Here is a 13,461-nt window from a genome sequence, read left to right on the forward strand (position 1 = left end):
TTGGGGGTCGACTGGCGCAGGCCGTCACGCCAACGCCATCGATAAATTGGGTTCCCGGAATAGACGAAGCCTGTGGCGGATTCTTTAGGACGCGGCATTATTGCAGGTATTGGGAATCAGGTGCTGTTGCTATAGACTCTCATTCTCGCCTGGAGGGCGACCTGTCTGCTTGGAGTCTGTTGCAATGCCCATTACCCGCCGTCGGGCCCTGACCGGCCTCGCGTTGTTGCCGGTCGCACTGTGCGGCTTGCCTGTGGTCCGCGCTGGCGACCCGACACTGCCGAAAGTCGATATTGTCAGTTTCGAGCCTGCCCTTACCGAAAGCCTGCTCGGCCTCGGCGTGGCGCCCCGGGCGGTGGTCAACGCCGGGTTCTATCGCGAGTTCGTCGCCAGCCCGCAATTGCCCGGGGATGTCATCGACCTTGGCCCGAGCATCGAGCCCAACCTGGAGTACCTGCAACGCCTGGCGCCCGAGCTGATCATCGGCACTTCGTGGCAGCTGGAAGGTACCTTGCTGTCGCGCATCGCGCCGTTGCGCACCTTCGATATCTATACCGCGAACGCCCAGCCCTATCGCAATGCCGGCCAGGTATTGCTGGACCTCGGCGCTCTGGTGGAGCGGCGCGCCGAGGCACAGGCGATGCTGGAGCAGACCGACCGCCTGCTGGAGCAGTTGCGCGTCAGGCTGGCACCTGTCAGCCATCGCCCGGTGTACATCGCGCGCCTCAACCCGGACGGTCGCCATCTGTTGCTGTTCGGTGCCAAGGGCATGTATCAGGCAGTGCTCGAGCGCCTGGGTTTGCGCAATGCCTATCAGGGCCGGACCAATGCCTGGGGTGGCAGCCCCGCGGTGGGCATCGAGACCCTGCTTGAGCACCCCGACGCCTCGCTGCTGTATTACACCAACCCCCGCGAAGCTCTGGCCGCGCAGCGCCGGCTGGATAACAGTCCGATCTGGCGCGCCTTGCCGATGATCCGCGAAGGCCGCGCCCTGGGGCTGCCACGGTTCTACCCCAGCGGCGGCTTGCTGACCGCGCAACGCCTGGCCCTGTCCATCACTGAACAACTGCTCGCCATGGAAACCAAGCATGCCTGACCACTCTTCACGCCTGCGTCGCCAACCGGTCTGGCTGGCCCTCGGGCTGCTATTGATTGCCCTGGCCCTGAGCGTCCACCAGGGTAATTCGCTGCTGGCCCAGGTTTCATGGAGCACCGCCATCGGCCCGGCGTCGCCCGACGATCTGTCCGCCCTGCTAGTGCGCTACAGCTTTTTGCCGCGACTGGTGATCAGCCTGCTGGTAGGCGCGGCGCTGGCCCTGGCCGGGGTGATATTCCAGCAAGTGCTGCGCAACCCCATTGCCGAACCGACCACCCTGGGTGTTGCTTCAGGTGCCTACCTGGCCCTGTCCGCCTGCGCGATCTATGCCCCGGGCCTGCTCGATGGCGGCCAAGAAGGCGTGGCCCTGGCCGGGGCCGCCCTGGGCATGCTCGCGGTGCTGGGCCTGGCCTGGAGCCGGCGCCTGTCGCCGGTGGCGCTGATTCTCTCCGGGCTGATCATCAACCTGTATTGCGGGACCCTGAGCACCTTGCTGGTGCTGGCCAACCACGAGGTCTTGAGCAATCTGTTCATCTGGCAATCGGGTTCGCTGAACCAGAACAGCTGGCAGGACGTGTATCACCTGGCGCCGCGCCTTGGCGTGGCCGCACTGCTCGCCGCGCTGCTGGCCCGTCCGCTACAACTGCTGGGCCTCAACGATGCAGCGGCCGGCAGCCTGGGCCTGTCGCCCAACCGCCTGCGCCTGATGGCTCTGGCTGTGGCCGTGGCATTGAGTGCCAGCGCCATTGCCAGTGTCGGGGTGATCGGCTTCGTCGGCCTGGCCGCTCCCGCCATGGCCCGCCTGGCCGGGGCCCGCACCCTGCGCCAGCGTTTGCTCTGGGCGCCCTTGTTCGGCGCCCTGCTGCTGTTGCTGGCCGATCAGGTGGTACAGGCATTGGCGCCGCTGCTGGGGGGCGAAATACCCACCGGCATCCTCACTGCGTTCCTCGGTGCGCCGCTGCTGCTGGTGCTGCTGACGCGCCTGCATGAAACCCGCCTCAACCCGCCAGCCCCGCGCGCCAGCGCTCACGTCGCGCCGCTCAAGCGCATCAGCTGGATATTGCTCGCGGCACTGGCTATTTCCCTGTTCCTGGCGCTGACCTGGGGCCGCGGCCCGGATGGCTGGTATTTCAGCAGCGGGGCAGCATTCGACGCCCTGCTGCCATGGCGCGCGCCACGGGTAGCCGCGGCCTTTGGCGCCGGTATCCTGCTGGCCCTGGCCGGCACCTTGATGCAACGCATGACCGGCAACCCCATGGCCAGCCCGGAAATGCTCGGCGTGAGTTCCGGTGCCGCACTGGGCGGCATTTTTGCCCTGCTGCTGGTGCCCGGCTTCAGTCCGCTGGTGCTGTTGCTGGCAGCCACCTTTGGCGCCCTGCTCGCCTTGCTGGCCATCGTCGCCCTGAGCTGGCGCAGCGCCTTCGCCCCGGACCGCATGCTGCTCACCGGCGTGGCACTGAGCACATTGCTCAATGCTTTCGCCGCGCTGTTCATGGTCAGCGGCGATTCGCGGGTGCTGCTGATGCTCAGCTGGATGACCGGCTCGACCTATCGCATCGACGCCAGCCAGGCAGTCATTATCTGTGCCCTGGCCGCGCTGTTCCTGCTGGTCACACCGTTGTGCAACCGCTGGCTGGCGATCATGCCACTGGGCGCCGAACGCACCCGGGCACTGGGGATTTCCCTGGGCGGCAGCCGTCTGGTGTTGCTGCTGCTCACTGCGGTGATGACCGCAGCAGCCACCCTGGTGGTCGGGCCGCTGAGTTTTGTCGGCCTGATCGCGCCTCATATGGCACGCCTGCTGGGCGCACAACGGCCGGTCGCGCAATTGATGCTTTCGGCTCTGCTGGGCGGCACGCTGCTGGTGCTGGCTGACTGGCTGGGGCGCAACCTGGTGTTCCCGTGGCAAATCCCCGCCGGGATGTTCGCCACGTTCATTGGCGGCCCGTATTTCATGTGGTTGCTGGCGCGTAAACGCTGAATCGGGCCTACGCAAAGGCTGGCTCTAAATAAAATCTAAATAGTTCTGATTCCCATTCGTTACAGTTTTACCTAAGCTTCGCCTGGATGAACTGCTCCGGCCACTGCCGGGCAGTTGTTCTCGGGCCGGCATACGCGAGAAAACACTAACGGAGAAGCATCATGACCACGCCTAACTTCACCCTTCTTCTGGCTGACGGCCGCAGCGTGATCGCCCGGGTGGCGGACGATGGTAATGCCAGCCTGACCATCGAGGGTGTTGCCCCCGTGTATTTCCGCCGCCAGGACGCCCATGTGCAACTGGAAAACCTGCCCGAAGCGTTCCCGGTCAGTGGCCTGCTGGCGCTGCTGGGCCAGGTCTTCTGCAATTCGTCCCGCGTCCCGCTGCTGGAAGTCAGTGCCCCGCTCTCCCTCGACCGCGCACGCGATGCCATACGCCAGGGGGTGTTCGACACCCTGCTCGGCCATGACGGCCACACAGCGCGCCTGGCCTGTTCGCGCAGCAGTTTCTGGCAACACCCGCTGCCCTGGCTTGCCACCAGCTCCGCCGCCGGCATGCCGCTGCGCTACACCTTCAGCGGCGAAAAGCGCCACCCGCAGCGGCCACCGATCCCCCACGGCGAGGTCTATCGCCGCGAACTGCCCGGCCTCAATACCACCTTCAGCTTGCGTACCGTGGACATCGCTCAGGACCTTGAGCGTTTCAACCGCTGGATGAACCTGGAGCAGGTCGCGTTTTTCTGGGAGCAGACCGGCAGCCTGGATGAGCATGCCGCGTACCTGCAACAGATGCTTGACGACCCGCGGGTGTTGCCACTGATCGGTAGCTACAACGACGAGCCGTTTGCCTATTTCGAGATCTACTGGTGCAAGGAAGACCGCATCGCCCCCTATTACGATGCGCAGGACCACGACCGCGGCTGGCACGTGGTAGTCGGCGAGAGCAAGCACCAGAGCGCGGGCAAGCTCAAGGGCTGGTTCCGCTCGCTCATGCACTACATGTTCATCGACGAGCCGCGCACCCAGCGCATCCTCGGCGAACCGCGGATCGACCATACCCGCCAGATCGGTTTCCTTGAGTCCCAGGGTTTCGGCAGGCTCAAGACCATCACCCTGGCGCACAAGAAAGCCGCCCTGCTGCGCCTGGAACGCGAGACTTTCTTCGACGACTTCCACCCTTGACCGACTGCATTTGGCCGCGCGCTGCCTGATGGGGATCGGGCAGTGCGCGGCTTGCTCCACACCTACTAAAAAAATCACTCCACACTCCGGAACCTCCATGCACGCAAAGAACCTCTTCGCCTACCATCCCTTGGTGCTGGCCCTGTGTCTCAGTGGCCTGCCACTGAGCGCAGCCCTCGCCGCCGACCAACCTGATACCGTCGCTCCAGGGGGGGCGCTGGAGCTGCAGGAAACCAACATCAATGCCAAAGCAGTCGAAAACCCCACCGGCCATGTGCGCGGCCCGGTGGCGACGCGCAGCACCAGCGCGAGCAAGACCGACGCAGCGATCAAGGAAATCCCGCAGTCGGTGTCGATCATCACCCGCGATGAAATGGACGAACGCAAGGCCGACACCCTGGCCGAAGTCCTGAGCTTCACCCCGGGGGTGATTACCCAGCCGGGCGGTTTCAGCCGTGTGGGGGATGACTTCGTAATCCGTGGTTTCAACGTGGGTTCGGGCACCGGCGGTATTCTGCGCGACGGCATGAAACTGCAAGGCAGCGTGTATGACGGCGGCATCGAACCCTACGGCCTGGAGCGCGTGGAAGTGGTCAAGGGCGCCTCTTCGGTGCTGTACGGCCAGCTGTCGCCCGGCGGCCTGATCAACACCATCACCAAGCGCCCGACCGATGTACCGCTGCATGAAGTCAACGTGGAATACGGCAGCCATGCGCGCAAGCAGTACAGCTTCGACCTGGGCGGCCCGCTCGACGACGAAGGGCAGTTTTCCTACCGCCTCACGGGCCTGTGGCGCGACAGTGACACCCAGACCGTCGACGCCCCCGATGACCGTCGCTACATCGCGCCGGCCTTCACCTGGCGGCCGAACGAGGACACCTCGCTGACCTTCCTCGCCAGCTACCAGGAAACCCGCACCGGCTTCGCCCCGCCGCTGGACTACGACCTGACGACGTCAGCCAGCACCAGTTACCCCAAGGTCGACCGCGATTTGTTCACCGGCGAGCGCGGCTTCGATCACTACAACAACTACTCGACCACCATCGGCTACCTGTTCGAGCACAGCTTCACGCCTGACCTGAAAATCCTCCACTCGCTGCGTCACTTCGATGCCAACCTGAGCTGGGACTACATGCAAATTGCCGATACCGGCAGTGCCGCCTTGCGCAAGCAGGGTCTTCTGGCCCGCAGGGCGAGCATCCGCCGTGAGCACTCCGAAGGCTGGACCAGCGACAATAACGTGCAATGGACCCTCAACAGCGGCCGCTGGCAGCACACTCTGCTGGCCGGCGTGGATTACTACCACAAGACCTACGACTCGCATCGCTACGCTGGCGCCACGTCCCTGTTCAACCCGGACGCACCGGTATACGACGCGCCGACCACCATTACGTCGGCCGATAGCGGATCAGACCTGCACAGTTCGCAGACCGGTCTGTACGTCCAGGATCAGATCAAGTTCGATGAGAAGTGGATACTGGTCCTGGGCGGTCGCCAGGACTGGGCCGAGAGCCGCACCTATGCCAATGCCACCGGCAAGCGCACGCCACGCGAAGACAAGAAAGCCACTGGCCGCATAGGCCTGGTGTATGAAGCAGACAATGGCCTGGCGCCGTACATCAGCTGGAGCCAGTCGTTCCTGCCGGCCAACGTGTTCAACGCCAACGCCGACACCTCGTTCGAGCCAACCGAAGGCGAACAGTACGAAATGGGCGTGCGCTACACCCCGCCAGGCATGAATGCACTGTTGAGTGCTGCGGTGTACGACCTCAAGCAGAAAAACTCCCTGAGCACCGACCTCACCGGCAACACCGTGCAGTTCGGTGAGACCCGCTCCCGGGGTGTCGAGCTGGAGGCAAAAGCCGATATCACCGCCAACCTCAGCACCACTGCTTCCTACACCTACACCGACGCCAAGATTACCGAAGACTCCGTGGCCAGCCGGGTCGGGACGCGCATCGACGGCGTGCCTTACCACATGGCCAGCCTGTGGGCCAACTATCGCCTGAGCGCCCTGGGCCTGCCCAAGGTCGTGGTCGGCGGTGGCGCCCGCTACATGGGCACCAGCCGCACCTCCAGCTCGGACCTCGACGAGAAGGTTGACGCCTACACCCTGTTCGACGCGAAAGTCAGCTATGAAGTCGACGACAACTGGACCGTGGCCATGAAGGCGCAAAACCTGTCCAACGAGAAGTACCTGTTCTGCAACGTTTCTTGCCGCTATGGCGACGAGCGCACATTGATCGGCTCGGTCAACTATCGCTGGTAAACCAGGTACCACATCCCCTGTAGGAGCGAGCTTGCTCGCGAGGCAAGCTCGCTCCTACAGGGGGTGGGGTGTTGAACCAGCAAAATATGCCTCGGCCGAGGACAAAAAAACGCCGCTGCGCATTTCGGGGCCAGCGGCGCTTTTCTTTGTAGGAGCGAGCTTGCCTCGCGAGCTGTGTGCGTATTGAAAAGCTCGCGAGCAAGCTCGCTCCTACAGGGGGTGGGGTGTTGAACCAGCAAAATATGCCTCGGCCGAGGACAAAAAAACGCCGCTGCCCATTTCAGGGCCAGCGGCGCTTTTCTTTGTAGGAGCGAGCTTGCCTCGCGAGCTGTGTCTGTCTAGCGTCGCAATGTCATCAGGCCCGCATCGCCTCGCGCAGGCTGGCCGGGCGCATGTCGGTCCAGTGGGCTTCGATGTAGGCCAGGCAGTCAGCTTTGGAGGCCGCGGCACCTACCGCCGACCAGCCTTGCGGCACGGCCTTGAACTCGGGCCAGATCGAGTACTGTTGCTCCTCGTTGATCACCACCAGAAACTGCGTGTCTTCACGGTCAAATGCCATCAGTCTTGTCTCCTGCAGATAGTTGGGCGCGCCTGTGTCACAAACACAGGCCTGCCCATGGAAGACGCTCGACACAGCCCGCAAATTAGTCCCGCCACCGTTCCCCTCGTTACAGTTCAGCCTTGGCCACCAACCGGCGCTCAACCAGATTGTCTCGATTCAAGCCGTAACGACGGGCCGTCAATACCCCGACCAGGCCCATCATCGCGCAGAACATCACGCACACCCAGGCACTCCAGGGCATCAGTGCAATCAGCAGCAACGGCGTGGTGCTGGCCCATAGCGCGTAGGCGATGTTGTAGGTGAAGGAAATCCCCGAGACGCGGATCGGCGCCGGAAACAGGCCGACCATGACCGAAGGCACTACCCCGACAATCCCGCAGGTCAGGCCGGCGAAGGCGTAGGCCAGGCCGGGCAATGCCCATTGACCGACCAGGCTGGCGTACAGCAGGCCAATTCCCAGCGGCAGCAGCACGCTGTACAGCACAATGCTGCGCCAGACGCCGATGCGGTCGACGATCAAACCGGCCAGCACACAACCGATATTCAAAAACACGATGCCCAGGCTGCTCAGGGCAAAGGTATGGCTGGCCGTCATGCCAAAGCGCTGCTGCATCACGGTCGGGGTGATGACCACAAACACCACCACGGCACTGGTCAGCACGCAGGTGAGCAAGGCCGCCGGCAACAATGACGCGCGGTGATCGCGCAAAACGGTACGCAACGGGAACTCTGCCCGGCCTTCCTTGCGTTCGCGCAAAGCCAGAAATACCGGGGTTTCACTGAGCCAGCGGCGCAACCACACGCCAATCACACCAAATACCCCACCGAGCAGGAACGGGAAACGCCAGGCGTAGTCGAGAATTTCTGCCGGGGTAAACAGTTGTGCCAGCAGGGTCGCGGTCAGGGCCCCGATCAGATAGCCGAAGGTCAGACCGGCCTGTAAAAACCCCAGGGCAAAGCCCCGGCGCCCTGCCGGCGCATGCTCCGCGACAAACACCCAGGCGCTGGGCACCTCGCCGCCAACCGCAGCCCCCTGCAGGATGCGCAGTGCCAATAGAATCAGTGGCGCGAAATAACCGATATCGGCGTAGGTGGGCATGATGCCGATCAGCAGGCATGGCAGTGCCATCATCAGGATACTGAGGCTGAATACCCGCTTGCGCCCCAGATGGTCGGCAAAGTGCGCCATCAGGATCCCGCCCAGCGGACGCGCCAGATAGCCGGTCACGAAAATGCCGAAGCTTTGCAGCAAGCGCAGCCACTCGGGCATGTCCGGCGGAAAAAACAGTTGGCTGAGGGTCAGGGCAAAGAATACGAAAATGATGAAATCGTAGATCTCCAGCGCCCCGCCCAGAGCTGCCAGCCCCAGGGTTCTGTAGTCGGAACGGGAAAAACGCACCGTTGTGGCTTGGGTATCGGCAGACATAATTACGCTCAATGTGAACTGGACGCGCCTATGTTGGCGCTTGAGGTCGAGGGCGCGAGCATAACAAATCCGACCCTGTTCTGTGGCAGCCGGCTTGCCGGCGCTGCTTCAGGCACAACCGGGCGCCTGCATCGCTGGCAAGCCAGCTCCCACAAGTGCACCTACGCCCTGCGCCACACCGCCCTTGTGGGCGCCGGCTTGCCGGCGATGGCTGCTACGCGTTCCTGCAGACACAACGAGGCGTCTGCATCGCTGGCAAGCCAGCTCCCACAAGTGCACCCACACCCTGCGCCACCCCGCCCCTGTGGGCGCTGGCTTGCCGGCGATGGTTGATACGCGTTCCTGCAGACACAAAGGGTCGCCTGCATCGCTGGCAAGCCAGCTCCCACAAGTGCACCCACACCCTGCACCACTCCGCTTCTGTGGGAGCCGGCTTGCCGGCGATGGCTGATACGCGTTCCTGCAGACACAAAGGGTCGCCTGCATCGCTGGCAAGCCAGCTCCCACAAGTGCACCTACGCCCTGCACCACTCCGCCCCTGTGGGAGCCGGCTTGCCGGCGATGGCTGGTACGCGTTCCTGCAGGCACAACCGGGCGTCTGCATCGCTGGCAAGCCAGCTCTCACAAGTGCACCCACACCCTGCGCCACACCGCCCCCTGTGGGAGCCGGCTTGCCGGCGATGGCTGCTACGCGTTCCTGCAGGCACAACGAGGCGTCTGTATCGCTGGCAAGCCAGCTCCCACAAGTGCACCTACGCCCTGCACCACTCCGCTTCTGTGGGAGCCGGCTTGCCGGCGATGGTTGATACGCGTTCCAGCAGGCACAACGAGGCGTCTGCATCGCTGGCAAGCCAGTTTCCACAAGCAGACATCTATCCCTGCCAGCCCCCGCCCAGCGCTGCGTATACATCCACCAATGACAATGACACCTGGGCCGTGCTCTCGACCAGCGCGGCCTGGTTGGCCAGCAACACGTTCTGTACGGTCAGCACGTTAAGAAAGTCCACAGTGCCCTGGGCGTACTGCTGATGAACACTGTCCAGCGCATGCTGGCTATGCTCCACCGCCTGTTTGAGGCTGTCGCGCCGGCGTTGGCCGGCCTGATAGGCGACCATGGCGTCGTCCACTTCGTGCCAGGCACGTAACACGGTTTTGCGGTAGGCAATGGCCGCCTCTTGCTGGCGTCCTTCCTGCAATTGCAACGCCCCTTGCAAACGCCCGCCCTCGAACAGCGGTACGCTCATGCCCGGACCAAAGGCAAAACTGCGCGCCCCCCAGCTGCCCAGATCAGACAGTTGCATCGCCTGAAATCCGAGGCTGCCGGACAGTGTGATGCGCGGATAGAAATCCGCCCGGGCCATGCCGATCGACGCGGTGGCCCCATGCAGCTGCGCCTCGGCACGACGGATATCAGGACGGCGTTGCGCCAGTTCGCTGGGCAAACCCACCGGTACATCCGCCACAAAGGCCGGGACCGCCAGCGGTTCGCTCAATTGCTGTTCCAGCGCCCGTGGTTCTCGGGCCAGCAGCAGGCTGAGGGCGTTGATCAACTGCGCGCTGCGCTGTTGCAAAGGCGCCGTCCGCGCTTCGATCTCTGCCACCTGGGCAGCCGCTTCGGACACTTCGAGGTCGGTGGCCACACCCTCTTTTACCTGCAACCGGGTCAACTCCAGGCTGCGCCGGGCAATCTGCAGGTTTTGCTGCACCACTGCCAATGCCTGCTGGGTGGCACGCAACTGGATATAGTGCTGGGCGGTCTGCACGATCACCAGTAACTGCACGCCATGGCGGTCTTCTTCGGCCATCTGCACCGATGCATCGGCCGCTTCTACAGATCGTTTGACCCGGCCCCACAAGTCGGCTTCCCAACTGATCCCCAACCCGCCATTCCAAAGGTTGAACGCTTGTTTGCCACTGTGGCCCGAGGGGTCGTTCAACCCCTTCTGACTGTTGCGGCTGCGGCTGTAAGCCAGCGACCCATCAACCGCAGGCAGGCTGTCAGCCGCAATTTGACGGCGAATGGCCCGGCTTTGCTCAAGCCGGCTGGCCGCCAGCTGCACATCAAAGTTGCTCTGCCGGGCTTCGCGCACCAGGGCCGACAATTGCGCATCGCCAAAACTGTCCCACCAGCGCGGGTCTACCGCCGACTCGACGGTGCGGCTATGCCCCTGCTCACTTGCCACCGGCGCCCAACGCTCAGCCAGTTGCGGCACGGGCGCCTTAAAATCAGGCCCCAGTACACAACCACTCAAGCCCAGCACGCTGTAACAGGCCACAGCGCAGACCAGAAAAACAGACTTCATCGCACACTGACCTGTTCATTGGGAGTGGCCGTGGTGTCGATGGACGCATCCACCGACATTCCCAGGCGCAACCGCCCGGCTGACAGCTGTCCCTGGTCCAGGGTGACTTTCACCGCAATGCGCTGCGCCACTTTGGTGAAGTTGCCCGTGGCGTTGTCCGGGGCAATCGCCGAGAACGTTACCCCTGTAGCCGGCGCAATACTGTCGACGACACCTTGCAGGGTTTCGCCGGGAAAGCTGTCGACCTTGATCGTGACCCGTTGCCCGGGGCTCACGTGGGTCAATTGGTGCTCCAGAAAGTTGGCGACCACATAGGCCTGGGCCAACGGCACCACCGCCAGCACCGTATCGCCCGGTTTGACATAAGCACCAAGGCGCACACTGCGCCGGCCGACCACGCCATCAAAGGGCGCCACCAGCCGGGTGTGGGACAAGTCCAGCTCGGCCCGGGCCTGCAGGGCTTCGGCATGCTGCACCGACGCCCGGGCAGCGGTGGTTTGCGCCACCAGCACCCGGGTTTGTTGGCGGGCGGCCTCCAGCGCAGCACGGTGTTGAGCCAGTTCGGCACGTGCAATCTGCGAACGGTTTTTTGCCTGCTGCGAGTTTTGCAGCGTGCCCGCACCCTGCCCGGCCAGATGTTCATAGCGCTGCAATTCATGCCGGGCAAACTCAACCTGGGCCAGATCAGCGTCAACCGTGGCACTGGCCTGCTCGATCAGCGAACGCTGACGCTCCAGCATGGCCAGCGCGTTGGCCAGTTGTGCCTGGGCCGTCGCCACATTGGCCTGGGTCGCTTGCAGGCTGGTCTGGTAGTCCTGCGGATCAATACGTGCCAGCAACTGACCGGCCTTGACCGGCTGGTTGTCTTGCACCAGCACCTCATCGATAAAACCCGCGACTTTTGGTGCGATCAAGGTGTAGTCGGCACTGACAAAAGCATCATTAGTGCTTTGAACTGTGCTGGCGCCAAAGATCAGTCGCCATAACCCGTACAGCACGACTATCGCCACCAGGCCCGCAGTGCCCAGCATCCAGGGCTTGCGCCCGATTGTTGTGGTCATTTCACGGCTCCAACAGGTGTGCCCGGCGGATAGATCCGCGTCGGGCCAAAAGGAATTAATACAATTAACAACAGCGCCAGACCGGCCATGTACAGATAGAGGTCTGAAGATGTCAGGACCACCGCCTGCTGGTGTATCCGGTGCGCCAGGTCGGTACTGCCGGGCACCAGCGGCGCGTTACCCAGACGATCGATCAGCATCGTCGAGTGGAAGTGCTCGCGGTTGAGCGTCAGCACCCCGAGAAGGCTGCCTGCGGCCGTTGCCGAAAAGCCTTTGACGGTATTGAACCAGGCCGAGGCAAAAGGCCCGTCGGCCGGGTTCAGGCCGCCTGTGGCCAGCATCAACAAAGGGATCACCGCCATCGGCTGGGCGATGATTTGAATCGCCTGCAACGGGTAAAAATTCTCCCGGCTCCACACCGTCGTCACTTGCGAACCGATGCCACAGGCCAGTGCCAGCAGCCCGAGACCGATGGCCAGAACCCAGCGGCAATCGACCCATCGCAGGTTGCACAGGGCTACCACCAGCGGCAGCGCAATCAATTGCGGCAGCGCCACCAGCAACATCACCGGAGCGGTTTCCAGCGGGCGATAGCCCTGGATCTGGGCCAGATAGAGGGAGGGAATCTTGATCACCGCCAACAGCACAAACAGCACCCCGCCCAGCGTCAGCAAGGCGTGCGCCAGATTGCGGATTTTCAGCAGTTGCAACTTGAAGAACGGCAGTGGATGCGACCATTCGTTGATAAAAAACAGCACCAGCAATGTGCCGCCGCCGAAGATGAAAAAGCGGATCATTGTCGACTCGAACCAGTTCAGACGCTGGCCCAGCTCCAGCGCCAGAACCAGCATGATCAAGCCCGGCAAACCCAGGAGCAGGCCGCGCCAGTCAAACTGCTTGAACCGCTCAAGGCGCAGCGGGTCCTGCGGCAAGCCCCAGGCCACGCAGATCATTGCCAGCAGGCTTAACGGCACAATCTGCCAGAACGCCCATTGCCAACCGGCATACTCCACCCACCAGGCGGACAGCGGCGTGCCGAAACTGGGGCCGAAGGTCGCGGTCAGTGCATAACTGCCCAGGCCATACAGACGAATGCTCGGCGGTAAAAACCGCAGCGCCACCGACATCAGCATCGGCGGCAACGCGCCACCGGCAAACCCTTGCAAGGTGCGCAGCACCATCAGTACATCGACGTTAGGGGCAAGCGGACAGAGGATGCCCAGCAGTAAAAAAGCACCAATGGCGCACAGGGTGAATCGGCGCAGGGAGAACGTCGCAGCACACCAGGGCGCAAACGCCATGGCGCTGATGGACGTGGCGCTGTACACCGCCAGCAACCAGGTACTGTCGTCATAGCCAATGCCCATGGCGCCGCGGATATCGGGCATTGCCACCTTGGTCACGTTTTCGTTGAACCCCGAAACCAGTACCGCCAGCAATACCCCCACCAGCCCGGTAAAAATCCGCAGGCCAAATGCAGCATTCGCAGGGGGTGATTTGGCTGGCGCGGCGATCGAGGAACCGGCGGCCAGCGAGGTCATACCAGGCCCCCTGGCGCCGAATGACGCGCACATTTAAAACG

The 13,461-nt window shown here is 63.2% G+C and carries 9 protein-coding genes; 4 read left to right on the forward strand and 5 right to left on the reverse strand.

All coding sequences use genetic code 11. The annotated features are described in order from the left end of the window. Window positions 1-184: 184 nt before the first annotated feature. From ACP7BO_RS22300 to ACP7BO_RS22315, 4 genes are all read left to right on the forward strand, one after another. Window positions 185-1,096 carry an ABC transporter substrate-binding protein gene (locus ACP7BO_RS22300; protein ID WP_426212797.1) on the forward strand — a complete coding sequence of 304 codons (912 nt, stop codon included), beginning with the start codon at window positions 185-187 and terminating at the stop codon, window positions 1,094-1,096. Further along, the gene (gene fhuB / locus ACP7BO_RS22305; RefSeq protein ID WP_426212798.1) at window positions 1,089-3,077 is read left to right on the forward strand and encodes a Fe(3+)-hydroxamate ABC transporter permease FhuB; all 1,989 of its coding nucleotides are present in this window, start codon (window positions 1,089-1,091) and stop codon (window positions 3,075-3,077) included. The genes ACP7BO_RS22300 and fhuB overlap by 8 nt, the downstream gene beginning before the upstream one ends. A 161-nt stretch (window positions 3,078-3,238) precedes the next feature. Then, window positions 3,239-4,258: a GNAT family N-acetyltransferase gene (locus ACP7BO_RS22310; protein ID WP_426212799.1), complete on the forward strand. Its 1,020-nt coding sequence runs from the start codon at window positions 3,239-3,241 to the stop codon at window positions 4,256-4,258. 97 nt (window positions 4,259-4,355) lie between these two features. Then, window positions 4,356-6,527, forward strand: a complete 2,172-nt coding sequence (locus tag ACP7BO_RS22315; RefSeq protein WP_397457097.1) for a TonB-dependent siderophore receptor — start codon at window positions 4,356-4,358, stop codon at window positions 6,525-6,527. 355 nt (window positions 6,528-6,882) lie between these two features. Here ACP7BO_RS22315 and ACP7BO_RS22320 read toward each other — a convergent pair whose 3' ends face one another. The 5 genes from ACP7BO_RS22320 to ACP7BO_RS22340 all read right to left on the reverse strand — a co-directional run bounded on the left by ACP7BO_RS22320 (window position 6,883) and on the right by ACP7BO_RS22340 (window position 13,420). Beyond that, window positions 6,883-7,086 (reverse strand): MbtH family protein, encoded by a 204-nt coding sequence (locus ACP7BO_RS22320; protein ID WP_397457098.1) that lies wholly within the window; start codon window positions 7,084-7,086, stop codon window positions 6,883-6,885. Between the two features lie 109 nt (window positions 7,087-7,195). Next, window positions 7,196-8,515: an MFS transporter gene (locus ACP7BO_RS22325; protein WP_426212800.1), complete on the reverse strand. Its 1,320-nt coding sequence runs from the start codon at window positions 8,513-8,515 to the stop codon at window positions 7,196-7,198. Window positions 8,516-9,387: 872 nt separating this feature from the next. Then, the gene (locus ACP7BO_RS22330; RefSeq protein ID WP_397457100.1) at window positions 9,388-10,818 is read right to left on the reverse strand and encodes an efflux transporter outer membrane subunit; all 1,431 of its coding nucleotides are present in this window, start codon (window positions 10,816-10,818) and stop codon (window positions 9,388-9,390) included. Continuing rightward, on the reverse strand, window positions 10,815-11,879 hold the full coding sequence (locus ACP7BO_RS22335; protein WP_426212801.1) for an HlyD family secretion protein: 1,065 nt from the start codon (window positions 11,877-11,879) through the stop codon (window positions 10,815-10,817). Before ACP7BO_RS22335 ends, ACP7BO_RS22330 begins: the two co-directional genes overlap by 4 nt. Then, window positions 11,876-13,420 carry an MFS transporter gene (locus tag ACP7BO_RS22340; RefSeq protein WP_426212802.1) on the reverse strand — a complete coding sequence of 515 codons (1,545 nt, stop codon included), beginning with the start codon at window positions 13,418-13,420 and terminating at the stop codon, window positions 11,876-11,878. Before ACP7BO_RS22340 ends, ACP7BO_RS22335 begins: the two co-directional genes overlap by 4 nt. Between the last annotated feature and the right edge of the window lie 41 nt (window positions 13,421-13,461).

It is taken from the genome of Pseudomonas sp. TWR2-1-1 (genome assembly GCF_049897045.1).
Classification (GTDB): domain Bacteria; phylum Pseudomonadota; class Gammaproteobacteria; order Pseudomonadales; family Pseudomonadaceae; genus Aquipseudomonas; species Aquipseudomonas versuta.